Source organism: Rhodococcus sp. KRD162 (assembly GCF_017168335.1).
Lineage (GTDB): Bacteria > Actinomycetota > Actinomycetes > Mycobacteriales > Mycobacteriaceae > Rhodococcoides.
Genome location: NZ_JABFAU010000015.1, coordinates 128614 through 153990 on the forward strand (window position 1 = coordinate 128614; position 25377 = coordinate 153990).

The 25377-nt window shown below is 65.4% G+C and carries 23 protein-coding genes; 5 read left to right on the forward strand and 18 right to left on the reverse strand.

Features of this window, described 5'->3' with window-relative positions; all coding sequences use genetic code 11:
* Positions 1 to 47: 47 nt before the first annotated feature.
* Positions 48 to 695 carry a response regulator transcription factor gene (locus J1M87_RS21385; protein ID WP_206491790.1) on the reverse strand — a complete coding sequence of 216 codons (648 nt, stop codon included), beginning with the start codon at positions 693 to 695 and terminating at the stop codon, positions 48 to 50.
* The gene (locus J1M87_RS21390; protein ID WP_206491792.1) at positions 692 to 2068 is read right to left on the reverse strand and encodes a PspC domain-containing protein; all 1377 of its coding nucleotides are present in this window, start codon (positions 2066 to 2068) and stop codon (positions 692 to 694) included. Before J1M87_RS21390 ends, J1M87_RS21385 begins: the two co-directional genes overlap by 4 nt.
* Positions 2069 to 2205: 137 nt before the next feature.
* Between J1M87_RS21390 and J1M87_RS21395 the strand changes: the two genes are divergently transcribed.
* Together J1M87_RS21395 and J1M87_RS21400 are read left to right on the forward strand one after the other, a co-directional pair.
* Positions 2206 to 3570, forward strand: coding sequence for a PspC domain-containing protein (locus tag J1M87_RS21395; RefSeq protein ID WP_206491794.1), 1365 nt, complete (start codon positions 2206 to 2208; stop codon positions 3568 to 3570).
* Complete coding sequence (locus tag J1M87_RS21400; protein WP_206491796.1) at positions 3567 to 3827, forward strand: hypothetical protein; 261 nt, start codon at positions 3567 to 3569, stop codon at positions 3825 to 3827. Before J1M87_RS21395 ends, J1M87_RS21400 begins: the two co-directional genes overlap by 4 nt.
* A 5-nt stretch (positions 3828 to 3832) precedes the next feature.
* Here the strand turns inward: J1M87_RS21400 and guaA are convergent, their stop codons facing one another.
* The 4 genes from guaA to guaB form a co-directional block, all read right to left on the reverse strand.
* Positions 3833 to 5419 (reverse strand): glutamine-hydrolyzing GMP synthase, encoded by a 1587-nt coding sequence (guaA, locus tag J1M87_RS21405; RefSeq protein ID WP_307830896.1) that lies wholly within the window; start codon positions 5417 to 5419, stop codon positions 3833 to 3835.
* A gap of 30 nt (positions 5420 to 5449) precedes the next feature.
* Complete coding sequence (locus tag J1M87_RS21410) at positions 5450 to 7204, reverse strand: FAD-dependent oxidoreductase (RefSeq protein ID WP_206491798.1); 1755 nt, start codon at positions 7202 to 7204, stop codon at positions 5450 to 5452.
* Between the two features lie 186 nt (positions 7205 to 7390).
* A complete protein-coding gene (locus J1M87_RS21415; protein WP_206491801.1) occupies positions 7391 to 8530 on the reverse strand; it encodes a GuaB3 family IMP dehydrogenase-related protein in 1140 nt (379 codons plus the stop codon).
* 58 nt (positions 8531 to 8588) lie between these two features.
* The gene (gene guaB / locus J1M87_RS21420) at positions 8589 to 10112 is read right to left on the reverse strand and encodes an IMP dehydrogenase (RefSeq protein ID WP_206491803.1); all 1524 of its coding nucleotides are present in this window, start codon (positions 10110 to 10112) and stop codon (positions 8589 to 8591) included.
* Between the two features lie 300 nt (positions 10113 to 10412).
* On the opposite strand from guaB, the gene J1M87_RS21425 reads away from it, so the two are divergent.
* Positions 10413 to 10817 (forward strand): DUF5319 domain-containing protein, encoded by a 405-nt coding sequence (locus J1M87_RS21425; protein ID WP_206491805.1) that lies wholly within the window; start codon positions 10413 to 10415, stop codon positions 10815 to 10817.
* Between the two features lie 156 nt (positions 10818 to 10973).
* On the opposite strand, the gene J1M87_RS21430 is transcribed toward J1M87_RS21425, so the two are convergent.
* From J1M87_RS21430 to J1M87_RS21440, 3 genes are all read right to left on the reverse strand, one after another.
* Positions 10974 to 11990, reverse strand: coding sequence for an anti-sigma-D factor RsdA (locus J1M87_RS21430; RefSeq protein ID WP_241257307.1), 1017 nt, complete (start codon positions 11988 to 11990; stop codon positions 10974 to 10976).
* Positions 11983 to 12561 (reverse strand): sigma-70 family RNA polymerase sigma factor, encoded by a 579-nt coding sequence (locus tag J1M87_RS21435; protein ID WP_206491807.1) that lies wholly within the window; start codon positions 12559 to 12561, stop codon positions 11983 to 11985. Before J1M87_RS21435 ends, J1M87_RS21430 begins: the two co-directional genes overlap by 8 nt.
* A 136-nt stretch (positions 12562 to 12697) precedes the next feature.
* Complete coding sequence (locus J1M87_RS21440) at positions 12698 to 13525, reverse strand: hypothetical protein (protein ID WP_307830897.1); 828 nt, start codon at positions 13523 to 13525, stop codon at positions 12698 to 12700.
* Positions 13526 to 14270: 745 nt separating this feature from the next.
* On the opposite strand from J1M87_RS21440, the gene J1M87_RS21445 reads away from it, so the two are divergent.
* On the forward strand, positions 14271 to 14564 hold the full coding sequence (locus J1M87_RS21445; RefSeq protein ID WP_027496361.1) for a WhiB family transcriptional regulator: 294 nt from the start codon (positions 14271 to 14273) through the stop codon (positions 14562 to 14564).
* 69 nt (positions 14565 to 14633) lie between these two features.
* Here J1M87_RS21445 and groL read toward each other — a convergent pair whose 3' ends face one another.
* Positions 14634 to 16247: a chaperonin GroEL gene (gene groL, locus J1M87_RS21450; RefSeq protein ID WP_206491810.1), complete on the reverse strand. Its 1614-nt coding sequence runs from the start codon at positions 16245 to 16247 to the stop codon at positions 14634 to 14636.
* A gap of 97 nt (positions 16248 to 16344) precedes the next feature.
* On the reverse strand, positions 16345 to 16644 hold the full coding sequence (gene groES, locus J1M87_RS21455) for a co-chaperone GroES (RefSeq protein WP_008718149.1): 300 nt from the start codon (positions 16642 to 16644) through the stop codon (positions 16345 to 16347).
* Positions 16645 to 17176: 532 nt separating this feature from the next.
* On the opposite strand from groES, the gene J1M87_RS21460 reads away from it, so the two are divergent.
* The gene (locus J1M87_RS21460) at positions 17177 to 18829 is read left to right on the forward strand and encodes an Hsp70 family protein (protein WP_206491812.1); all 1653 of its coding nucleotides are present in this window, start codon (positions 17177 to 17179) and stop codon (positions 18827 to 18829) included.
* Here J1M87_RS21460 and tsaD read toward each other — a convergent pair.
* The 7 genes from tsaD to J1M87_RS21495 form a co-directional block, all read right to left on the reverse strand.
* The gene (tsaD, locus tag J1M87_RS21465; RefSeq protein WP_206491814.1) at positions 18814 to 19851 is read right to left on the reverse strand and encodes a tRNA (adenosine(37)-N6)-threonylcarbamoyltransferase complex transferase subunit TsaD; all 1038 of its coding nucleotides are present in this window, start codon (positions 19849 to 19851) and stop codon (positions 18814 to 18816) included. The two genes, J1M87_RS21460 and tsaD, sit on opposite strands and share 16 nt — an antisense overlap.
* On the reverse strand, positions 19848 to 20339 hold the full coding sequence (gene rimI, locus J1M87_RS21470) for a ribosomal protein S18-alanine N-acetyltransferase (RefSeq protein WP_206491816.1): 492 nt from the start codon (positions 20337 to 20339) through the stop codon (positions 19848 to 19850). The genes tsaD and rimI overlap by 4 nt, the downstream gene beginning before the upstream one ends.
* Entirely contained in the window at positions 20336 to 21010 is a 675-nt protein-coding gene (gene tsaB / locus J1M87_RS21475; RefSeq protein ID WP_206491818.1) for a tRNA (adenosine(37)-N6)-threonylcarbamoyltransferase complex dimerization subunit type 1 TsaB, read from the reverse strand. Before tsaB ends, rimI begins: the two co-directional genes overlap by 4 nt.
* 101 nt (positions 21011 to 21111) lie before the next feature.
* Complete coding sequence (tsaE, locus tag J1M87_RS21480; RefSeq protein WP_206491821.1) at positions 21112 to 21606, reverse strand: tRNA (adenosine(37)-N6)-threonylcarbamoyltransferase complex ATPase subunit type 1 TsaE; 495 nt, start codon at positions 21604 to 21606, stop codon at positions 21112 to 21114.
* Complete coding sequence (locus J1M87_RS21485; protein ID WP_206491823.1) at positions 21599 to 22618, reverse strand: alpha/beta fold hydrolase; 1020 nt, start codon at positions 22616 to 22618, stop codon at positions 21599 to 21601. The genes tsaE and J1M87_RS21485 overlap by 8 nt, the downstream gene beginning before the upstream one ends.
* A gap of 3 nt (positions 22619 to 22621) precedes the next feature.
* Positions 22622 to 23794: an alanine racemase gene (alr, locus tag J1M87_RS21490; protein ID WP_307830898.1), complete on the reverse strand. Its 1173-nt coding sequence runs from the start codon at positions 23792 to 23794 to the stop codon at positions 22622 to 22624.
* An 89-nt stretch (positions 23795 to 23883) separates the two neighbouring features.
* Entirely contained in the window at positions 23884 to 25326 is a 1443-nt protein-coding gene (locus J1M87_RS21495; RefSeq protein WP_206491967.1) for an NAD(P)H-hydrate dehydratase, read from the reverse strand.
* Positions 25327 to 25377: the final 51 nt, after the last annotated feature.

The window sequence follows — 25377 nt, forward strand, 5'->3', positions numbered from 1 at the left end:
AATCCTGAGGCTTCGGGTTGGTCGAAGGTCAAGCGCGACCCGGATGCCTAGTCGATTCGACGCTTGTGCGCCCAGCGCGTCAACGCGTTCCTGTTGGACTGCTGAGTCTTTCGAAGCACATTCGATGCATGTGTCTCGACGGTCTTGACGGAGATGAACAGATCCTCGGCGATCTCGCGATAGGTGTATCCGCGGGCCAGCAACCGCAGCACCTCGAGTTCCCGGGGCGTCAACGAATCCAGCTCCGGATCCAGCGGTGGCTCCGGGACAGCACTGCGGCCAGTGAACGAATCGAGTACGAACCCGGCCAGGCGAGGGCTGAACACGGCATCTCCCCCGGCGACGCGTCGAACACCGTCGGCCAGTTCCGCACCCGAAATCGTCTTGGTGACATAGCCTCTGGCTCCGGCGCGGATGACGGCGATGACGTCCTCGGCCGCGTCGGACACACTCAGCGCGAGACACACCGGCCCCTCGGCAATCCTGTTCAGCACGGCCACGCCGCCGCCGTCGGGCATGTGCACATCGAGCAGCACCACATCGGGCTTGGTCGTGTCGATCCCCGAGACCGCTTCGGCGACGCCTCCGGCTTCTCCGACTACGTCGATGTCTGCTTCGCGGCCGAGTTCGGCTCGCACGCCGGAACGGAACACCGCGTGATCGTCGACCAGGAAAACACGAAAGGGGTCGGTCACGTCGGCTGCTCCTGCTGGTTGGTCTCGGACGATTCGGTGGTGACGTTGTTTCCGGTGCGGGGCATGAAGATGCGAACTTCGGTTCCCTTGCCGACGGTAGACCGTACCTGCACTGTGCCGCCGCGGCGTTCGATGCGTCCCCGGATCGACTTGGTCAGTCCCTGCCGATCCTCCGGTATCTCGGATTCGTCGAATCCGGTTCCTCTGTCGCGGACGAAGATGCTGACCTGTTCGGCTTCGGTTTCGGCGAACAGATCGATATTGGTCTCACCGGAGTGCTTGGCGGCGTTGACCAGCGCCTCACGTGTGGCTCCCAGAAGCGCGGTGAAACTCTCCCGGGACAAACCGGATCCGACGTCGTCGGGCAGCAGGTGCACGTCACCGACGGTGATGGGCCGGACGGTCACACCGTGCTGGTCTTCGACCTCACCGGAGATGGTCTTGAGGGCGTCGGCCAGGCTGGAGTTGTCGGTGTCGCCGCCGTCGAACAGCCACTTGCGGAGTTCGCGCTCCTGCCCGCGGGCGAGCCGCATCACCTCTTGTGGCCGATCGGACTGCTTCTGGATCAAGGCCAGCGTCTGCAACACCGAATCATGCAGGTGCGAGGCGATTTCTTCGCGCTCGTCGTTGCGGATGCGCGCAGCGCGCTCGGCACCGAGCGCCCGCCACATGCGCAACCAGATGGGTACCGTCAACAAGCCGACGCCGACGAGCGTGACCACCACCGCCAGCAGCGACGAACGCAGCGCGGCCAGGTCGACGCGGGCAAGGACCACCACTCCCAACCCGAGGACGATCAGCGTTGCTCCGCCGACGACCCTGGCCCAGCTCAGCACCGTCGGTCGCTCGGGCAGCCCCAGCGCCGAACGCGGTCCGTCGGAATCGAACTCGCGCCACACCAGGGCCGCGCCGACGACCACGACGAGCACGGGCACGATGACCGACGCGGCGGTGCCGCTGAGCAGCCAGGCAAGCCCCACGGCCAGACCGAGTCCGATGGCGGCCAACCCGAACGCCCGTTGGCGTTCGGCGGCGCTCGGGTGCGCCGTGTCGTCCCCGGCGGGGGTGAACATCCAGATCAGGCCGTAGGCGGCGATTCCGGCGCCGGCCGACGCTGCGAGCAGCGCGAAGGCCACTCGTACCTTGAACACGTCGACGCCGAGGTGGTCGGCGAGTCCGCCTGCGACGCCGCCGACGATACGTCCGCCGCCGCGGCGCAGGAAGGGGGCAGGAGCGGAGCCTGCCGAAGCGACCGAAGTAACAGGAGCGGAGCCTGCCGAAGCGACCGAAGTAACAGGAGTTGCCGACGCGTCGCCGGCTGTGTGTGGTGTGGTGCTGGCGGCGTCAACGGGTGGATTGTCGACAGGGTGCACGCCTTCGATCCTGGCACGGCGGGGGTGGGTGTCGCATCAGGGTTCGCCCTGATGTTCGCTGTCTTGGTCGAGTTCGGGGGTGAACATCAGGGGTATCCCTGATGTGTTTCTCGATGCGGGCCACCACGATGGTTGTCATGAGCAACGTGACCGTCTCGGATCAACTACAGCAGATGTGGCGCACCCGCCCGCACCGCTTGCCGCAACGCGGGCATGTGGCGGGTGTCGCGGCCGGTATCGGCTATCGCTATGACGTCGACCCTGTTCTGATTCGGGTCGCCTTCGTCGTGTCCACCTTGTTCGGCGGTAGCGGCATCGTGCTGTATCTGGCGGCGTGGCTGGTGCTCAGCCGTGCCGGTGATACAGCGTCGGGTGCGGAGTCGTTGGTGGGGCGCGGCACCAGTTCCGATTCGACGACCAAGTTGGTGGTTGTGGCGGTGGCGTTGGTGATCGCGTTGTCGACGATCGGCCCGGTTGGCGTCGGTCTCGGCGGGTCGGGATTGATCAGTTTGGTGGCGATGTTCGGCGGACTGTGGTTGCTTCATCAGCGTTGTCCGGAGCCGCCGCCGTACATGCGGGCGGCAGAGTTCTCCGGTAACCGTTCTGCGCCGACGCCGTTCGGCCCGCACTCCACCTCGGCGGAGCAGTGGACGGCCGCGCAGTATCGGCCGCCGCAGTTTCAACACGAGCGCTATACCCCGTACACGACCCTGCCGAAGAGCTATGTGCCCTCGCCGAAGACCCCCGAGGAGCCCGCTACCGGGGACTCGGCTGACGCGCACACGGTGAATCTGAACAAGACACCGGAGTCCGTCGAGACACCCTCTGTCACGCCCCCTTCGTGGGATCCGCTCGGTGTGGCACCGTTCGCCTGGGATCTTCCCGAGCCTGCCGGCAGCTCGCTGCCCGCGAAAGTCGCACGCAAGCGCCGGTCACGTTGGACGGCAAGCTTTCTCGGTTTGGCTCTGCTCGCGGCTGCCGTCACAGCGGCGGTCGGAGCGGCAAGCGGCGGAGACTGGGCGACGCCAGGCCGGGTCGGCGCTGTCTCTTTGGCGGTGATCGCGGTCGGTCTGGTGCTCGGCGCGTTTCTGCGCAAGGGTTACGGACTGTTGGTGGTCGCCGCGCCCTTGGCCGGGTTCGTCCTTCTGGCATCGGCGATCGGGCCGACGGATCTGGAGAACAGAACCTCGGGAACTCAACGGGTGGCCCCGCTCACCGTTGCCGATCTCGATACCTCGTACAGAGTCGGAGCCGGTGAGCTCGATCTCGACCTCACGGGCCTCGATCTCACCGAAAGCCGCCGCGTCGAGATAGATGTGATGTTCGGTCAGGCCGTGGTGACGGTACCGGATTCGATGAACGTGAACGTGGAGTGCGAGGCGGCGTTGGGTACCTGCCCCACGGACACGCGGTTCGGTCCGGGAGCCGGCACCGATGCTCCGGTATTGACGGTCGTAGGAGATCTGGCACTCGGCGAGCTGAAAGTGGAGCCCCAGAGATGAAGAAGAACAAGTTCGACGGTATCGGCCACGACTACGGTGACAGCGACTCCGACACCGAGGAACGCAACGCGAGCAGACGCGGCCCGTCGGCGCTGCTGCTTCTCGCCGGCCTGGCCGCCCTGGTCGTCTCGATTGCGGCCCTCGTCGGTCAGGACGCCGTCACGGCGCTGGGCAACGTGCAGTTTCGTTGGCTGTTCGTGATCGTCGCGGTCGTCGTCGGAGTCGTGCTGCTACTGGGCCCCAGCAGAAAGAACTGACCGCGTCACTCCCACTCGATGGTGCCCGGCGGCTTGCTCGTCACGTCGAGAACGACTCGGTTGACCTCCGGAACCTCGTTGGTCACCCGAGTCGAGATCGTTTCCAGCACGTCGTACGGCAGTCGGGTCCAGTCCGCGGTCATCGCGTCCTCGCTCGACACCGGACGCAGCACGATCGGGTGGCCGTAGGTGCGTCCGTCGCCCTGTACCCCGACGCTGCGTACATCGGCCAGCAGCACCACGGGGCACTGCCAGATCTGCTGATCCAGCCCGGCGACCGTGAGTTCTTCTCGGACGATGGAATCGGCGTGACGCAGCGTGTTCAGACGATCGCGGGTGATCTCTCCGACGATGCGAATTGCGAGCCCGGGGCCGGGGAACGGCTGCCGTCCGACGATCTCCTCGGGCAGTCCGAGTTCGCGGCCGACCGCCCGCACCTCGTCCTTGAACAGGGCGCGCAGCGGCTCGACCAAGGCGAACTGCAGATCGTCCGGAAGGCCTCCGACGTTGTGGTGACTCTTGATGTTCGCGGTACCCGATCCGCCACCGGACTCGACGACATCCGGGTACAACGTGCCCTGCACCAGGAACTCGACGGCATCGCCGTGCTCGGCATTCTCGCCGAGCACCTCGGACACGGCACCTTCGAAGCTCCGGATGAACTCACGGCCGATGATCTTGCGCTTCTCCTCGGGATCGGACACACCCTCGAGTGCTCCGAGGAAGGTGTCGACGGCATCGACGGTGACGAGCTTTGCTCCGGTCGCGGCGACGAAGTCCTGCTGCACCTGCTCACGTTCGCCTGCACGCAACAATCCGTGATCGACGAACACACAGGTCAACCGATCTCCGATCGCCCGCTGCACCAGTGCCGCGGCGACGGCGGAGTCGACACCCCCGGACAGACCGCAGATGGCCTTTCCTGTAGGTCCGACCTGCTCCTGCACCGCGTCGACCAAGGCGTCGGCGATGTTGGCGGCAGTCCAATCGGGGGCGATACCTGCCGTCTCGTGCAGGAACCGGCTGAGCACTTGCTGTCCGTGCGGCGAGTGCAGAACCTCGGGGTGGTACTGCACTCCGGCCATGCGCTTGCCCTCGTTCTCGAAGGCTGCAACCGGCGCACCGGCACTGGTGGCGGTGACGCTGAAGCCCTCGGGAGCGGCGGTGACGGCATCGCCGTGACTCATCCATACCGGCTGCGTCGTAGGCAGACCGTCGTGCAGCCGACCGCCGTCGACGCTGAGCTGGGTACGGCCGTACTCACGCGTTCCGGTGTGCTCGACGGTTCCGCCGAGGGCCTGGGCCATGGCCTGGAACCCGTAGCAGATGCCGAACACCGGGATGCCGAGGTCGAGGAGCGCCGAATCGAGCTCGGGAGCACCCTCGGCGTAGACGCTGGAGGGCCCACCCGAGAGCACCAGCGCAACCGGATCCTTGGCCGCGATCTCTTCTGCGGTCGCGGTATGCGATATCACCTCGGAGTAGACGTTGGCCTCGCGCACTCGGCGAGCGATCAACTGCGCGTACTGGGCTCCGAAATCTACAACGAGAACCGGGCGTGCGTGTGCGGGATCGTGTATCGAGTCGGTCACCGGGTCAGTCTAGTGGGACTGCTCCACCACTCATGCAACGCCCGAATGCTCGACGGGCCTCGCCGACGACCCGGACCGAATCTGGACGATCGGCAGCCTGAGGCCACCCGGCGCATCCACCGGAACGACGGGCGAGTTCGGCGCGATGGGCTCGAGCCGCTGGTACGGCAGCCCCTGTGCCGGACGCAGATCCAGCTCGCCCTTGTTCGGCCACAGCGCGGCGGAACGCTCGGCCTGCGCGCTGATCGTCAACGACGGGTTCACTCCGAGGTTCGCCGATACGGCAGCTCCGTCGACCACACTGAGCGTCGGGTAACCGTGGACGCGGTGGTACGGATCGATGACGCCGTGCTCGGAGTCCGAGGCAATCGCGCAGCCACCGAGAAAGTGGGCGGTGAGCGGGATGTTGAACAACTCTCCCCAGGTTCCGCCTGCCACGCCGTCGATCTTCTTCGCAATGCGTCGGGTGGCGTCGTTGCCCTCGGGTATCCACGTCGGGTTGGGCTCGCCGTGTCCCTGCCTGCTGGAGATCTTGCGGCCGAACGGGCCCTTCTTGGTGAAGGTGGTGATCGAATTGTCGAGGTTCTGCATCACCAGAGCGATGATGGTTCGCTCGCTCCAGTGCCGCACGTTGACCACGCGAACGAACTGGATCGGATGCGCGATCGCCGCGAGAAAGAACTTGACCCACCGCGGAATTCGGCCGCCGCCGTCGGTCATCAGGGTCTGGAGCATACCCATCGCATTCGACCCCTTGCCGTATCGAACGGGTTCGATGTGCGTGTTGGGGGTGGGGTGAAACGACGACGTGATCGCAACTCCGTGCGTGAGATCCATGTTCGGATCGACCGCCAACTTGGCGGCACCGACGATCGACTCGGAGTTGGTGCGGGTCAGCTCGCCGAGAGTGTCCGACAACCGAGGCAACGCGCCGGTGTCCTTCATCTTGTGCAGCAAATTCTGGGTGCCCCAGGTCCCCGCGGCCAGCACGACATTGGCTGCGCTGTAGGTCTTGCGTCCCTTGCGAAGTCGGGCACCGGTGCGCTCGGTGTCCACGTCCCAGGAGCCGTCGAACCGGGGCCGAAGACCGGTCACCGTCGTCATCGGCACGATCTCGGCTCCTGCTCGCTCGGCCAGGCCGAGATAGTTCTTCAGCAGTGTGTTCTTGGCACCGTGACGGCATCCGGTCATGCATTCACCGCACTCGATGCATCCGGTGCGCTCGGGTCCCGCGCCACCGAAGTACGGATCCGCGACGGTTTTCCCTGGTTCGTCTCCGAAGAACACACCTACCGGCGTCTGGATGAAGGTGTCGGCAACGCCCATGTCCTCGGCAACCGACTTCATCACGTCGTCGGCCGGCGTCATGTGCGGATTGCGAACGACACCGAGCATGCGGCTGGCCTGATCGTAGAACGGGGAGAGCTCACTGCTCCAGTCGGTGATGTGTGCCCACTGCTTGTCTTCGAAGAACGGCGCCTGAGGCTTGTACAGGGTGTTCGCGTAGTTGAGTGAACCCCCGCCCACCCCCGCTCCGGCGAGGATCAGGCAGTCACGCAACAGGTGTACGCGCTGAATACCGAACAGACCCAGCTTCGGTGCCCACAGGAAACGCTTGAGATCCCAGCTGTTCTTCGCGAAGTCCTTGTCCTCGAAGCGCTGTCCGGCTTCGAGGATTCCGACGCGGTACCCCTTCTCGACGAGCCGGAGCGCGGTGACACTTCCACCGAAGCCCGAACCGACGATCAGGACGTCGTAATCCGTTGCGCGAACAGCTGAACCCATGGTGACCTCCGCTACATCCGATGCTGTCGAACAGTATGCACACCGGGGTGTGACTACCGCCACAAGCGATTCTAGCTGTTACGAGAAGTATCACCAACCCAGGGTGGGCTTATCTGGACGACATGCAGCAGAAAGGGCGCGTACCCCCGAGCGAAAGGAGTACGCGCCCTGCTGAAACAGACCAGATCAAGCCCTGACGTTCAGACCCACCTTCTGGAATTCCTTGAGATCGGAGTATCCCGACTTCGCCATCGACCGACGCAGCCCACCGACGAGATTGATCGAGCCGAACGGCTCGCGCGACGGTCCGTGCAGCACCTGATCGAGGCTGGGACGCTCTCCCGCCGACATCGGCAGCAAGGCACCACGCGGCATCGATGGATGCGCCGCGGCCGACGGCCAGTACCAGCCGCCGCCGGGAGCCTCGGCCGCGACCGCGAGCGGGGCACCGAGAACAGCGGCATCGGCCCCGCACGCGATGGCCTTCGCCAGCGCACCGGACGTGGTGATGTCGCCGTCGGCGATGACATGCACGTAGCGTCCACCCGTTTCGTCCAGGTAGTCCCGACGTGCCGCGGCCGCGTCGGCGATCGCGGTGGCCATCGGCACGCCGATACCGAGCACCTCACCTGTGGTCGTGCCGCCCTCGACCGAGCCGTAACCGACGATGACCCCAGCCGCGCCGGTGCGCATCAGGTGCAGCGCAGTGCGGTGATCGCTGACGCCACCGGCGATGACCGGGACGTCGAGCTCGGCGATGAACGTCTTGAGGTTGAGCGGTTCGTCGACACCGTGTGCAACATGCTCGGCGGAAATGATGGTGCCCTGGATGACGAGCAGATCCAGGCCGGCGGCGACCAGAGCAGGCGTCAGCGAGCGAGCACTCTGCGGGCTCACCCGCACGGCAACGGTCACCCCGGAATCGCGAATCTGGCCGACTGCAGCAGCCAACAGATCGGGTTGCAGCGGAGCGGCGTGCAGTTTCTGCAGAAAGGCGATCGGCGCGTCCGGGTCGAGATCGGTCTCGGCAATCTCGATCAGCTGCTCCAACTTGGACTGCACATCCGCATGGCGCGCCCACAGTCCTTCACCGTTGATGACGCCGAGCCCACCTTGGCGGCCCAGTTCGATCGCGAACTCGGGGGAGACCAATGCATCGGTCGGATGCGCGAGCACCGGGATGTCGAATCGATAGGCGTCGAGCTGCCAGGCGGTCGACACCTCCTTCGACGACCGGGTACGACGCGACGGCACGATGTCCACGTCGTCCAGCTGGTAGGTGCGGCGAGCTTCTCTGCCCATGCCGATTTCAACGAGGTCGCGCACGCGCGCACCTTTCTACTTCGAGGGCGAATCGGGGTCGGCCGAATACCGGCCGACTCCACTATCGGGTGGTGTAGTTGGGAGCTTCTGCAGTCATCGTGATGTCGTGCGGATGGCTCTCCTTGAGTCCGGCCGCAGTGATCTGCACAAACTGGGCCTGCTGGAGTTCCTCGATCGAGGTGGCACCGGTGTAACCCATCGCCGCCCGCAGACCGCCGGTGAGCTGATGGATCACCTGATTCAGCGGGCCCCGATACGGCACCCGCCCTTCGATACCTTCGGGCACGAGCTTGTCCTCGGCGAGGACGTCGTCCTGGAAATAGCGGTCCTTGGAGAACGACTTCGCTCCCCCACGCCCCTGCATCGCCCCCAGCGATCCCATGCCGCGGTAGCTCTTGAACTGCTTGCCGCCCACCAGAATCAACTCACCGGGAGATTCGGCGGTGCCTGCCAGCAGCGATCCGAGCATCGCGGTCGACGCACCGGCAGCGAGTGCCTTGGCTATGTCGCCGGAGAACTGCAACCCGCCGTCAGCGATGACCGGGACACCGTGCGGCTTGCACGCGGCCACGGCTTCGAGTATGGCGGTGATCTGCGGGGCACCGACACCGGCAACCACACGGGTCGTGCAGATCGATCCCGGACCGACGCCCACCTTGACCGCGTCCGCGCCCGCCTCGACGAGAGCGAGCGCACCAGCGCGAGTCGCGACATTGCCACCGACCACCTGCACCCGGTCACCGACCTCGGCCTTGAGCTTGCTGACCATCTCGAGCACCTGCGAATTGTGGCCGTGCGCGGTGTCGACGATGACCACATCGACACCCGCGTCGGTCAGTGCCATCGACCGGGCCCACGCATCCTGTCCGACGCCCACCGCGGCACCGACGAGCAGACGACCGTCTCGATCCTTGGTGGCGTCGGGGTGCTGCTCGGTCTTGACGAAGTCCTTCACTGTGATCAGACCGGTGAGCGCACCCTTGCCGTCCACGATCGGCAGCTTCTCGATCTTGTGGCGACGCAGCAAGCCCAGGGCCGCCTCCGCGGTGACGCCCTCCTGCGCGGTGATCAACGGTGCCTTGGTCATGACATCGGCGACGCGGCGGTTCTGATCGACCTCGAAACGCATGTCGCGGTTGGTGATGATGCCCACGAGCGCGCCCGTCTCGTCGGTGACCGGTAGCCCCGAGATACGGAACCGGGCGCACATGGCGTCGACCTCGGCCAGAGAATCGGTGGGCTTGCAGGTGACCGGATCGGTGACCATCCCGGCTTCGGAGCGCTTGACGGTTTCGACCTGGGACGCCTGATCCTGCAGCGACAGATTGCGGTGCAGCACACCCATTCCGCCTGCCCGGGCCATCGCGATCGCCATCCGCGCCTCGGTCACGGTGTCCATGGCCGAACTGACCAGAGGCACCCGCAACCGGATCTCACGAGTGATCTGACTGGACGTGTCGACCGAGCTGGGTATCAGGTCCGAAGCGGCCGGCAGCAGCAGGACGTCGTCGAACGTGAGGCCGAGCATCGCGACCTTGTTGGGATCGTCGCCGCCAGTGCGGACGTGGGCTCCGGGACTACTCATGCGAATCTGGCCCTCCCTAGAGCCTGGTTGCACCTGGGCGCGGCCTGTGAGCGGAGAAAGCCTCGCAAGCGCACCGCAGTGCGGTGTTTGGAGAACGGATGGAGTTTCGGCACCTGCACTCATCTGTTCAGCGCCGTGAACCATGGTATCGGCTAGTGCGCAACCAGTGCGAACGCCTCCCACTACGGCTCACCTGCGGCACCGAAATCCGGCCCGAATCGACGGCCCGGAGCGAGTGCGTCCGGCATGTCGGTTTCGAACAGCTGGCGCAGACCCACCAATCCTGCGTACCGTGGAGGCGTGCGCGATCAACTGCCTCCCGGTTTACCCCCGGATCCCTTCGCCGGAGACCCAGCCGACCCGTCGGCCGCCCTCGACGCTATCGAGCCAGGCCAGCCCCTCGATCCCCAGGAAAGACTGGCTGTCGAGGAGGACCTGGCGGATCTGGCCGTCTACGAAGCATTGCTGGGACACCGCGGCATTCGCGGCCTGGTCGTGTGCTGCGAGGACTGCCAGCAGGATCACTACCACGACTGGGACATGCTTCGGGCGAACCTGTTGCAGCTGCTGGTCGACGGAACGGTTCGGCCACACGAACCTGCGTACGACCCTGTTCCCGACGCGTACGTGACCTGGGATTACTGCCGCGGCTTCGCGGATGCATCGATGAACGACGCCATGCATGGTGACGGATTCGACAGCTGATCTGCGAAAACACCTCGACGACAGAAGAAGCCCGACACGATGATCGTGTCGGGCTTCTTCTGTCGTATGGAGTGACTGTCGTTCGGAGTGACTGTCGTTCGCAGTGACTGTCGCATCCTGTGACTGCGGTCCGGAAGGCCGCGGTCCGATGCTCGCTCAGCTACCGCCGGCCGGAACCGACGTGCGATCCCGAATTTCAGGCGAGGTGCTGCCGCTGGCAGTTGCCGTCGGCTGATCCGGCTCTTGCAATACCGTCGGTTGCACCGCGGTGGTCGTCGGGTCCGGGCTCGTCGTGGCCGTCGGCTGTTCCGGCGTCGATGTGACCGGACTCGGCGACACGGGCGGAGCACTCGTCTCCGGTGCCACCGTGTCCACCGTGGTGGGAGCCGCGGACACGTCGGGGCTCGAAGCAGCGTCCGGCGCACTCGGAGCCGGAGCCGGGGGCGGCGGCGGGGGCATGGTCAGGGCCTGCAATTGCTGCAGCAGGCGCTCGAGCCACTGATCGAGCTCGGCACGCTGGCCGTCGTCGAGCACGGCAGAGCTGAGGTTCGATGCCCCGTCGAGAACAGTGCGAGCGGCGTCGGCATTTCCCGAGGACAGCAGGGTCTCTGCTTCTTTCAGCTTCGACGTCGTGTCGATCTGCGCGACGGTCGAATCGGCCTGGTCGGAGAAGACGACGGACTTGACGCTCCACAACGGATCGTCGGGTGTCGAGTTGTAGGAGATGACAACAAGGCCACCCATCACCACGGCGATCGCGGCGGCGGCACCGGCGATGGGACGCAGCAATCGCATCCGTCCACCCGTTTTCGCCGAGTTCGACCGAGCCATGTCGGCGGCGAGCTTCTCGCGCTCGACCGAGGCGACCACGACCTCGAGGGGCGGACCGGCAGGCATAGCCGGCGTGATCACCTCTGTTCGCCAATTGGCCAGCAGAAGCGCGAGCTGATACTCGTCCGCATCATCGGTGGCGATCGGTCCGTCTCCGCTTATCGCGTCGATGAAGGCATCGTCGCGACGTACGGCGGCGAGGTCCACCGGACCACCGTCCGCACCGATGTCGGCGTAGGGATCGTTCCGCTTCGGTTCAGTGGAGCTCATGTGGTCGCCGATACGCGAGATGCCGCGACGCGGCGTCTCATCGGGGCCACCCTGACCATTGTCCCTAGCCATACATTTCACCTGCTCTCACAACTTCGTTCTTCAGTTTTGCGATAGCTCGGTGCTGAGCCACGCGGATAGCGCCTGCAGTGCTGCCGACCGCTGCTGCTGTCTCCTCGGCCGACAATCCGACGATGAGTCGGAGCACCAGAATCTCGCGGTGCTTGGCGGGCAAGGTGTCCAGCAGTGCAGCCATCTGCCGACTCGACTCGGACTCGAGAGCACGTTGCTCCGGTCCGTGTTCCATCGACACGACATCTGGTACTTCGGCGGCCGGGTCCGATTTGTTACGCGAGGCGCTGCGATGGGCATCGGCGACCTTGTGCGCCGCGATGCCGTACACGAATGCCATGAACGGACGACCTTGGTCCTGGTAACGCGGCAAGGCGGTCATGACTGCCAAACAGACCTCCTGCGCCACGTCGTCGGCCGACAACTGACCGCGCTCAGCCGAACCGACTCGCGCCCGGCAGTACCGGACGACGAGTGGACGGATGAATTCCAAGACCCGGGACAGAGCCAGCCGATCGCCTTGCGCTGCGGCAACGACGAAAGAGTCCAACTCCTCACCCGCTGTGTTCATCGTCGACAAATTTCCCCGCGTTACAGGTACGCACCCGCCAGGGAGCGCTTCCACGTGGTGGTGGAACGAGACCAAGGATAGCGATACCCCCCATGCGCAACCGAACCGCTCGGTCCGTGTCCGATCGCGATCCTGGTCAGTCGACCGAAAGCGCACCTCTGGCACGGATCGATGCAGCCAGATCGACGGACGAGACCATCCCGGTGTCGGTACCTCCGGTTCCTTCGCACAGCATGGTCGCGGCCCATCTCAACGGCAGCAGACCGTGCATCGCCGCAGTACAGGCCACGTGCACGGCCGAGTCGCGAGCGCGTGCGGTCTCGCCGACACAGCTGAGCGCGGCGGCCAGAACGAGATCCGTCTTGATGCTGTGGCGTAACGAATCTGCATCGTCGGCAAGAGCTCGAGCGGATTCGGCGTGTCGGACGGCCGCGGGGCCGTCACCGCGCACCATCGCCAACTCTGCCGCTACCCACGCTGCTCTCAACGCCGGACGCCACGAGCCACGAGCCACCGGGAACAGCCGCTGCTCTGCACTACGGTCCAGCAGGGTCTGCGCCAACCGGAATCGGCCGCTGCCGAGTGCATCCGCGGCCAGTCCGGTCAACGCGTCACTGCGAGCCTGACTCGCATCATTCGACCTCGGTGGCCCTACGAGGCCGACAAGGAACACAGCCCTCCCGTCGAAACGGCGCGCCCGCACGTGCCGGCCCTGCTGGCGTAACCACGATGCTCTGGTCGAGGCGTGCAGCGACGCCAGTTCCGGGCTGTGCGGTCGATACCGCTGCAGTTCGATCTCCGCCGCGCTGTATCTACCCTGGCCTGCCAACGCGACACTGCGGTGCCAGCTCTCGTGCGCATCGGTCGCCGGAGGAAGCGGGAATCGGCCGGGGTTCGCACCGAATGCCGCATCGAAGAGTGCGGACTGCGACGCGGCGAACAACGAGCTCTGTTCCGAGGACACGACGCAAGGGTAGGACCTTCGAACAGGCTCGTCTTCGGTAGCTGCCGCCCCCGCTCGAATCAGCCATGGCCCTCGCACAGCGGGCAATCATCGGCGAGCAGACAATCATTGTTTCGGGCCGGTTCTCCTTCGACCACCACTGGCGAATGCGTCCGTGACTTTCCCGTCCGAATGCAGTTTTCAAGGAATTAACAATGTCGACCAAGGGCGATCAGGAAACAGGAATCTGAACGCCGTGTGGCGAATAGGTTAATTGCCATCACGAGAACTCGAATCGCACGCAGGCGCGCGGCGCACCTTCGGGTGAGGTCTTCACTCGTACCGACTGGTCTGCGCATGCACGGCCGGCGGCCGCGCGTCGGGTCGAGGATCGGAACGATCGGACTCTTTCCAGCGTCCCGCACCGCGACCGACCTTGACTGAACCACCCTTGACCTGCATGAACACACGCGAACGTGGTGCATTCCTGTACTGCGAATCGGCAGGCGACGGGCGTTGCAGTGCAGCCGAACGGCACGAGAGGCACCGCCGCTACCTCCCCATACTCTCCCGCCGTTCCACTTTCTTCAACAGGAAGAGCACGCACGCCGGGGGTTCCAAGTAAATATCGCCAGTGTTAATTCTTCGCCCCACAACTATGCATTTGCCCACGACAGAGAAGTGTTGACTCGTTTTCGTCGGTCCACATAACGTTGTCGGCATTCGGATCACGAATCCGAGAAGCCACACCACCCTAGGAGTTCTCATGCCGCAGCCGAACCACCTCCCTGGGCCGAATGCCGACATCTGGGATTGGCAGATGCACGGCTTGTGCCGTGGCGTCGACTCGTCCATGTTCTTCCATCCGGACGGAGAGCGCGGCCGGGCCCGAGCACAGCGCGAGATGCGCGCCAAGGAAATGTGCCGAAGCTGCCCCGTTCTCGCACAGTGCCGCACGCACGCCTTGAACGTCAGCGAGCCGTACGGCATCTGGGGCGGGATGTCGGAGACCGAACGGGAACTGCACGCCCGGCACAATCGTCGCCGCATCGCGGTGTAGCCGGACAGACAAAAGAAAGAAGCCCCCAACCCTGGGCGGGTTGGGGGCTTCTCCCTTGTCACCGAACGGTCAGTGAGCGTGTCCGTGTCCGGCCGCAGGCTCGGGATCCTCTTCCGGCTTCTCCACGATCGCGCTCTCCGTCGTCAGGATCATGCGCGCCACAGATGCCGCGTTGACCACTGCGGAGCGCGTCACCTTCACCGGATCGACGACGCCGTCGGCCAGCAGGTCGCCGTACGTCAGAGTCGCAGCATTGAATCCGTGACCCTTCGACAGCTCGGCAACCTTGTTGACGACAACCGAACCGTCGATGCCCGCGTTGGAGGCGATCCAGAACAGCGGAGCGTTGAGTGCTGTGCGTACGACGCCCACTCCGGTGGCCTCGTCTCCGGTCAGTCCGAGATCGTCGGCCAGAGCCAACGCTGCCTGGGTCAGAGCCGAACCACCGCCGGGAACGATGCCCTCTTCGATGGCGGCCTTGGCCGCTGCGACAGCATCGTCGACGCGGAACTTGCGTTCCTTGAGCTCGGTCTCGGTGGCGGCACCGACCTTGATGACAGCGATACCGCCCGAGAGCTTCGCCAGTCGCTCTTCGAGCTTCTCGCGATCCCACTCGGAGTCGGTGTTGTCGATCTCGCGGCGGAGTTGCCCCACACGCGCATCGATGTCGTCCTGGGTGCCGGCTCCGTCGACGATGGTCGTCTCGTCCTTGGTGACGACCACGCGGCGGGCGCGTCCGAGCAGCTCGAGGCCTGCTTCCTTCAGACTGAGACCGACATCGGCGGTGATGACCTGACCGGCCGTCACAACCGCGAGGTCATCGAGGAACGCCTTGCGGCGATCTCCGAAGAACGGTGCCTTGACGGCGACGGCCTTGATCGTCTTGCGGATGGAGTTGACGACCAACGTCGAGAGCACCTCGCCTTCGGTGTCCTCGGCGATGATGAGCAACGGCTTACCGCTCTCGGCAACCTTCTCCAACAGCGGAAGGAAGTCGGGAAGCGAGGTGATCTTCTCGCGGTAGAGCAGGATGTACGCGTCCTCGAGGACGGCCTCTTGCGTATCGACGTCGGTGACGAAGTACGGCGAGAGGTAGCCCTTGTCGAACTGCACGCCCTCGGTGACCGAGAGTTCGGTGTGCAGAGTCGAGGACTCCTCGACGGTGACGACGCCGTCTGCACCGACACGGGTGAGGGCCTCGCCGACGAGCTCGCCGATCTCGGGGTCACGAGAGGACACGGTGGCGACCTGGGCGATGGCCTGCTTGCCCTCTACTGGGGTGGCGGCCGCGAGCAGTGCCTCGGCAACCTTGTCGGCGGCCTTGGAGATGCCCGATCCGAGCGCGATCGGGTTTGCACCCGCCGCGATGTTCTTCAGACCCCCGCGCACGAGCGCCTGCGCGAGAACCGTCGCGGTGGTGGTTCCGTCGCCTGCGACGTCGTTGGTCTTGGTGGCGACACTCTTGACCAGCTGCGCGCCGAGGTTCTCGAACGGATCTTCCAGGTCGATCTCACGAGCGATGGATACACCGTCGTTGGTGATCGTGGGACCACCGAAAGCCTTCGACAGGACGACGTGGCGTCCACGCGGTCCGAGCGTGACCTTGACTGCGTCGGCCAGCTTGTCGACGCCGCGTTCGAGTGCTCGGCGAGCTTCCTCGTTGAACTGAATTTGCTTTGCCATGTTTCGGTGTTACTCCTTCGAGTAAAGAAACTCGATCGAACGCACACCGCCCCGGGACCGACACGAGATCGGCTACCGGGGCGGGATGCGTTGTGGCCTACTTGGCGATGACTGCCAGCACGTCGCGTGCCGACAGAATCAGGTACTCCTCGCCGGCGTACTTGATCTCGGTGCCGCCGTACTTGCTGTAGATGACGGTGTCACCTTCTTTGACGTCGACCGGAATGCGGTTGCCCTTTTCGGTGACCCGGCCTTCGCCCACGGCGACGACGGTGCCCTCCTGGGGCTTCTCCTTGGCTGTGTCGGGGATGACCAGACCGGAGGCGGTCGTCGTCTCGGCCTCGTTGGCCTGGACGAGGATCTTGTCCTCGAGCGGCTTGATTTTCACGCTCGCCACGTTGAGCCCTCCAAAGTTATGGGGTACGCGCCCGAGGTCGGATCCCCGGGCAGCTGTGTGTAGGTACTTCTCGTACGGTCCTGACAAACACGGCACGAACTCGTTCCCGTCGTCGCGGGTGCCGGGACTTCGCTCGGTGCCAACTAGCACTCTATACACGAGAGTGCCAGCACTCAAGGGCTGGGTTCGCCAGGTTCGGATCGAGGCCCGCTCGAACGATTCCGAGTCGAGGACAACGCACGGAATTTCCATGGCAGCCGCGGGAGGCGATGTGCTGATTCGGAGCCGAATCGCCGAAAGCAGACGCCTTTTTCTTGTTTTTTTCGAGGACCCGAAATTGCACCGAAACCCCAGGTAGAACATCTCGATATTCCGCAAGACAAGCAACCGAACGAAGCCGCGGACTCGCATCGACGCTGGAAGTAACGTTACGATAACGGAGCTGTCCGAACGATAACGATCGACAACTGTGCCGCGACAAGGCACCTGAAGCAGTCGATTCAGCGCGCACATACAGGGTGGGAGGTTCACGATGAGAATTGGCGTGGGCATCTCCACCGGCTCCGAGGTCGTGTGCGCCGCTCTCGTCTCCGTCGACAGCGACGGCAGCCGCGAGGTCGACTACCGCACGGTCTCGGCCGATCGCCAAGCCAATACCGACATGGGCGATCTGGTCGTTTCCGCCATCGAACTCATGGCCTCGCTCATTCCCGGCCACCGAGAACCCGACGCCATAGCCGTGACCTACCGTACCGAGGAGCACGCTGCAGGTATCCGAGCCGCGCTCGCGCACACCACCCGGGACGTTCGACTGGTTCCCGAATCTGCGGCCGCGACAGCACACCTGACGACCACCGGTCTGATCGACCGATACGCCACGATTTCCCTGGTGGATCTCGGAGCATCGGGCCTGTCGGTCACCGTGACCGACCGAGCCACCGGCACAGTGCTCTCCCACGGCCGCTCGGAGACCGTCCACGGCAACGCACTGAACGCGCTGGTCAAAAATCTCGTCCAGGACATGACCCGCGACAACCTCCGAGACGATATCCGCGACGACCGCGGAATCGGCTCGGCCCGGTACCGGTCGATCAAGGAGCAGCTCTCCCGCGTGGACGAGGTCCGGATAGAGCGCTACAGCGGGGTACCGCTGACCGTGACCCGGGACGCGTTCGACGCCGCTGCCTCCCCGATCTTCGACACCGCCGCTCAGTACGTGCGCGAGGTGTTCGACAACAGTGCCCGTGAACCCGAGGCGATCGTGTCGATCGGTGGCGGCGCACACATACCTCTGCTCGCCGCAACGCTCACCGAGAAGTTCCGCGTTCCGGTGATTCGACTCCCCGAACCCGACGCCGTTCTCGCCATCGGCGCAGCCACCGTTGCCGCATCTTCCGTCTGCGGCGAGTACCAACTGGTGACGGCAGCCCGGAACGCCACTGGAAAAGTGAGCCGATACGCCGGTGCGATCGCCGCAGCCGTCGTCGCAGGCGGTCTGGTTCTCGCCTACGGCGTGCAGACGATGAATCCGGCCGATGATCCCAATGTCTCGCCTGCCGGAAGCGCCGCCCAATCAGCTGCTCGATCGGACAACGGCGGACCGGTCGCGCAGGATTCGTCACTCGACGGTCGGACGACACCCGGCAGCACCCCCGGCGAGCGTCCCGGTCCGAGCGCAACCACGATCGACTCCTCGGAATTCTCGGCGACGCCGACCACGTCGGCACCTCTCACCACGACCCCGACGCTGCGTCCTGGCCCCGATCTGCCGTCGATCGAATGGCCGGTCGACTCCGCACCGGAACGCACGTCCCTGGAAGCCACCAGCGAGGAATCGACCCGACCTCGGCCTACGATCACCACCGCTCCGGCCGACCCCTCGGACACGGCCGACGCCACCGAACCGAGCCGGTCGAGCCCGGTCAGCCCCGAGCCGACGCCGGAAAACACACCCGACGCCACCGATGAGTACACCGAGGTGCCGACGGAATCGATCGTCGTGCCGACCACCGACGCGAGCGCGTCGGAATCGACGCCGGAACTGACTCCGCCACCGACCGTGTGGTCTCCCCCGGTGACGACGCCCGAGGCGTCCCCGCAGACGAGCGAGCCGCGCACCTCGGAATCATCGACGCCGAGCACACCCTCCGGCTCCACCACCCGAGGCAGTCAGCCAGGCACCTGACTGGTCGCCACCGACAGCCCCGGATCGGTCACCGCGGTGAGAGCGGACGGCTCGGCGCCGCCCGCAACGAGATGAGCGCCCAGGGCCGCGATCATGACGCCGTTATCGGTACACAATCGCGGCTTCGGAATTCTCAGAGTCAAACCCTGCTCAGCACAACGACTTTCGATCAACGATCGAATCCGCGAGTTGGCAGTGGCACCTCCACCCAGAACGATAGTATCGACATCGACATCGGTTGCCGCTCGGACCGCTTTCATCGTCAACACATCGGCGACGGACTCCTGGAACGACGCCGCGATGTCCGCAACGGGAATCGGATCACCGGCGCGTTGCCTGGCCTCGACGAACCGAGCCACGGCGGTCTTGACTCCGGAGAACGAGAAATCGTAGCGCGCATCCCGCGGTCCGGTCATACCACGCGGAAACGCAATCGCGGCCGGATCACCCTCGCGCGCAGCCGCATCCAGAGCCGGCCCGCCGGGATAACCCAATCCGAGCAATCGCGCGACTTTGTCGAACGCCTCCCCGGCGGCGTCGTCGACGGTAGTCCCGAGCTCGACGATCGGTCGTGACAAATCATCGACGTGCAGCAGATGAGTGTGCCCACCGGAGACCAACAGCGCCACGCACGACGGCATCGGACCGTGTTCGAGCGTGTCGACCGCAACGTGACCACCGAGGTGATTGACCGCATAGAACGGCACTCCCCACGCGGCGGCATACGCCTTGGCTGCGGCAACTCCGACCAACAATGCCCCGGCCAACCCGGGACCGATCGTCACCGCGACGGCATCGGGGCGCTCGATATCGGCGGCCGCCAGCGCCCGCCGCATGGTCGGCACGATGGCCTCGAGGTGTGCCCGTGATGCGACCTCCGGCACCACCCCGCCGTAGCGCGCATGCTCGTCGACGCTCGATGCGACCTCGTCGGCCAACAGCTCGCAGTGACCCGCATCGGCCCACCGAACGATTCCGACTCCCGTTTCGTCGCAGGAACTTTCGATACCCAAGACGATCATCGGGATGATCCTTCCGTGTTCTCCGGCCGACGCATGGTGAAGGCATCGGCTCCGCTCGGCTGGTAGTACTTGGCCCTGGTACCCACGATCTCGAACCCCTCGCGTCGGTACAACTCGATGGCAGGTTCGTTGTCGGTGCGGACCTCGAGAAAGACCGGGCCACCGTGTTCGTCCGACACCCGAAGCAGTTCCCCGAGCAATTGCCCCCCGATCCCTCTGCGGTGATGATTCGGATCGACGCCGATGGTGTGCACCTCGGCCTCACCGACGGCGAACGCGCCGCGGGTGGGCTGCCCGAGCAACGCAACCCCGGCGTAGCCGACCACCTCGCCGTTCTCGCGTGCCGTGACGTAATGATTGTGCGGCGCAGCCAGTTCCGCGATGAACGCATCCTCGGGCCATGGACTGTCGCCCTCGAACAGCACCGTCTCGAGATACGCACAACGCGGGGCGTCCTGCACCGTCATCGGCTCGATGGATGCTGTCACTGCCGTGCCTTCGCTGCCGCCCGCTCGTCGAGCGTCTTGGCGTCGGGGCGGCGGAGGTACAGAGGAACGAGCGGACCCGGGACTGCCCGGCCCTCGACATCAGCGGCGGCGACCGCGACCAGACCCGCCGGAGACGGTGCCTGCACGTCGCGAACAGCAAGCCCGAACGCCGCCGCATGCGGGGCGGACCCGGCGACCGCATCGACTCCGCCGTACTCCAACTCCGCCGGAGCAATGACATCGGGGCCGCCCACCCGAACGCCGGCTTCGTAACGTGCCCAATAGATTTCGCGTCGACGCGCATCGGTCACCACCAGCAGGCAGCCAGGTTCGGCGACATCTGCAGCGATGGCATCGAGGCTGCAGACGCCGTAGACCGGCGCACCGAGCGCGTCACCGAACGCCGCCGCCGTCGCCATTCCCACCCGCAACCCGGTGTACGGGCCGGGCCCGAGACCGACGACAACGGCATCGAGGTCGGCAGCAGTGATACCGGATTCGGTGAGGCACTCGAGAATGTTGGGGGTCAGAATCTCCGCATGCGACCTTGCGTCCACCCGAACCCGCATGGCCACAGTCGTCACTGCGGCATCGGAGTCGGCGGACTCGGTCAAGCGCACCACACCTGCGGTGACGGCGGGAGTCGACGTATCGACGGCAAGTACCAGCACGAGGTTTCAGGGTACCCGCCCACCGACGAGCAGAGTCACTCCCGTGGCGCATGGATCCGTTGGAATGCGGCGGTGACATCGTCGGTCGCGTCGACCATCGCCTACGTGACGACAGATTCCACTCGGCTCGCCACCACGCGTCGGATCTCGGAATCCGGGTCTCGCGTCAACCGGACCGACACGTGCCGCTCCGCGAGTTTCTCCACCAGCCCCTCGCCCCATTCGACGACGACGATCGCATCGGTGAGATCGGTGTCGAGATCGAGAGCATCGAGCTCGTCGAGGGCGGACTGTCCCGTCAGGCCGAGCCGATAAGCGTCCACGTGCACCAGTGCCACCGGCGGCAATCCACGAGGCCTCGGCCCGGGCCGATGCTCACGGGCAATGACGAAGGTGGGCGAGGTCACGCGCCCCTGCACACCGAGGCCCGCCGCGATGCCTTTGGTCATGGCGGTCTTACCGGCACCCAACGGACCGTCGAGAATCACCAGATCTCCCGCAACCAGAACGTTCGCCAGTCGCGCACCGAACTCGGCGGTCTCTGCGGCGGTGGCCAAGTCGGCTTCCACCGGCAAGGTCAGTGACTCCTCAGACAATGCCCCACCGACGTTTCTTGCCTGCGGCCTCGACCGCCCGAGCCACCAGACGCACGATCGCGGCGTTGACCTGATCCGGAAATTCGAGCTGGACCAGGTGCCCACCCTGGCGAACACGCACCATCTCCGATCGCGGCAAGGACTCGGCCAGTGCCTGCGAACTACTGAACGGAATGATCCAGTCCTCGTCGCCGCACACCACCGCCACCGGAATGTTCTCGAATTCCGCCAGCGCCTCCGATTCGTCGTGCAGCTCGAGCGTCTCGAGAAAGTTGACGATGGTGACGACGGAGGTGTCGTCGATCATCGATTGGGAGAACTCCACCAATCGAGGCGAGACCCTGGTGCCGTAGGAGGCCGCGCGCAGCACAGGTGAGATGAGCGCGCGCACCGCGCCACGCCCGAATTGCACGAGACCCGGCGACGTACGGACCGCGAGCCGGAATGCGTCGACCGCCGGGTTCTGCAAACTCCGGCCCACTCCGGACCGAGCCAGACCCGCTGCGGTCGTCGAGATCAGCACCGCCCCGATCACTCGCTGACGCAGCACATCCGCTCGTTGCCGTGCCATGGACAGTATCGACATCCCGCCCATCGAGTGTCCCACCAGGATGATGCGTCCCTCGGGTACCACCGCGCGGATCACCGCGTCGAGATCGAGACCGAGCTGGCCGATAGTGCAGCTCTCCGGGGTGGGCACACCCGAGCGTCCGTGCCCGCGCTGGTCGTAGAACACCATGCGCACCGTCCCGCCCCACTGCTGTTCGAGCCCGCGGCGCTGAAAATGCCACGAGGAGGTGCGCAGGCAGTAGCCGTGCACGAAGACGACGGTCAGATCTGCATCCGACGGGCCGACCTCGCGAATCGCCAGTGGTACACCGTCGTCCGCGGTGACGATGCTGCCGCGGTCGGCATCCATGAGGTCGAGATTCTCGGTTGCCAGTGGATCCTTGTTGGACCGAAACACCGTCTCGCGCACTACGATTGAAAGACTCTCCAGAAATCCGAGCATGATCTAATGTGTCGCCTCCCCTGAGCGCGCGTCGACGAACCGTCGTCGAACACGTCCACGAATGCCGGTGACGACTTCGTAGCTGATCGTGTCGAGCGCGTCTGCCCAATCCTGAGCGTTCGCCTCGCCCCTGTCCCCTGTGCCGAACAATAACGCCTCGTCGCCGAGCGCGACACCCGAGCCGTCACCGCCGAGGTCGACGACGAACTGGTCCATACATACTCGTCCCACCGAGGGATAGCGCCGACCTGCGATCGTCACCTCGAACCGACCACTGAGTCTCCGGACGACACCGTCGGCATATCCGAGCGCGACGAGGGCGACCACGGTGTCGGTCGGCGCGGTCCAGGTATAGCCGTACGACACCGATTCACCTTCGCTCACCGTCTTGATGTTCACAACCTGCGCCGACAGGGTCATCACCGGCCGCAAGCCGAACATTCCCAACGACGGCACGGGCGACAAACCGTACAGAGCGATACCCGGACGGACCATGTCGAAACCGAGATCGGGCCGGGTCAGGGTGGCTGCCGAGTTTGACAGGTGCACAGCCGCCGGAGGCGTTCCGCGCCTGGTGGCGCGAGCGACCGCATCGCGGAGACGCTCGGCCTGAGCATCGTTGGCCGGGTGATCGGGTTCATCGGCGCAGGCCAAGTGCGAGAACATTCCGGTCAACCGCACACTGCCCGACGCGACGGCCGCTGCCGTCGTATCGAGCACGGCATCGAGATCTGCCTCCGCGACCCCGTTGCGGTTCAGACCTGTATCGATCTTGAGCGAGACGTCGGCGGTATCCCCGACACGCTCCGCTGCATCCACCACTGCGTCGAGTTGCCGCGAAGTGGATACGCCGATTCCCACCCGCTCGGTGATGGCAGCAGCGAAATCCGAATCCACACGGTGCAACCACGTCAGCACCGGCACGTCGATCCCCGCTGCGCGCAGTTCGAGGGCCTCGCCGATGGTTGTGACGCCGAGTTCCTGCGCGCCCGCCGCGACCGCAGCACGCGCCACCTCGACGCCGCCGTGGTTGTATCCGTCGGCCTTCACGACCGCCATCACGGAGGCATGTCCGGCGAACTGCTGCAATACGCGAACGTTGTGGGCCACCGCATCGAGACCGATCGACGCCACCGCGCCCGAATCGGTTCTCGCAATGCCGCAGCCGGTAGTCACAACGTTCGATAGTGCCACCCGAGCCACGCGTACGACGGACCAGGGTGGCACGACACATGACACACTCGGTCTCTCGAGCGACGCAGAAACTATCCGGACCCCACTGTGAGTGAGCGCACGATGCGAATCGCCTCCGGGATGGCCGCGCACAAACGACTCGCCGACACCGGTGCCGCGAGTTCTCCCCCTGACCCCTGCGCAGCGCGCGCTGCGGCCAATGCGTGAACTCGCGCCCCACAGGCCGCCGCCGTCGACGGTGTCATTCCCGATGCCAGCAAGGATCCGACAATGCCCGACAGCACATCACCGGACCCTGCCGTCGATGCGGCCGATCCACCCGCGTCGCTCACCACGGTGGTGCCGTCCGGATCGGCGATGATCGTTGCGCGCCCCTTGAGCAGCACGGTCACACCCCACCGGGAGGCGAGATCCCGCACAGCACCCACGCGGTCGGGACCGGGGTCCGCTCCGGTCAGACGGGCGAATTCTCCGGCGTGCGGGGTCAGCAGAGTCGGTGCAGTGCGCCCGGCGACCCAACTTTCGTTGCGAGCGAGAATCGTCAGCGCGTCCGCATCGACGACCACCGGTAGATCTGTCTCCAACACGGTCCGCACGATCTCTGCCGAATCCTCGCCGGTTCCGAAGCCAGGACCGACCGCCCACGCCTGCACTCTCCCGGCCGCCTCGAGATCCGGGGCGACGACGACCTCAGGATGGTGCGAGACAACGTCGTTACCTGCACTGCCCACGTAACGGACCATGCCGGAGGTCGCCGAGACAGCGGCTCCGACACACAGCAGCGCCGCACCGGCGAACTCCGCACTGCCCGCGAGGACACCTACGACACCCTGCGAGTACTTGTCGTCCGAGGCAGTAGGAACAGGCCAGATTCGCCCGACCTCGGCCGGCTCGAACGATGTCATCGCCGGAGCCGGGAGCTCCAGTCCGATATCGACCAGATCGATGCGGCCACAACGAGGCACGGCGAGGACATGCACCGGTTTGCGGGCACCGAACGTCACCGTCACATCGGCCGTCACGGCAGGCCCCGGTGCCGCACCGGTCTCGGGATCGACTCCGCTGGGTACATCGACAGCCACGATCGGTGCGGTGACCTGCCCGAGAACCGCAGCGGCGTCGGGTCGCAGCGGGCCCTTTCCCGAAATTCCCACGATGGCGTCGATGACGATATCGGCCGGTCCGCACCTGCTCACCACTCGTCCGCCCGACGCGCGTAACGCCTCCAGCCCCGCGGCATGTGCCCTCGCCGGGTCGAGTAGCAGCGCAGACACCGCCACGCCACGCCGACGCAGAAACGCCCCGGCCCACAGACCGTCGCCGCCGTTGTCGCCCGTGCCCACCAGAATCGTCACTCGTCGACCGGCGACGCCGCCCGTGCGCTCGGCCAGCTCGCGGGCCACGATCGTCGCCACACCGTACGCAGCGCGGCGCATCAGCACACCGTTCGGCAACGACTTCAGCAGCGGCGCTTCCGCGTTCCGAATCTGCTCGGGTGTGTAGTAGCCACGCATGTTCACGTCCTCTCGTTGCAACACCGCTGCACCCTTACGTCCCGAGACGAC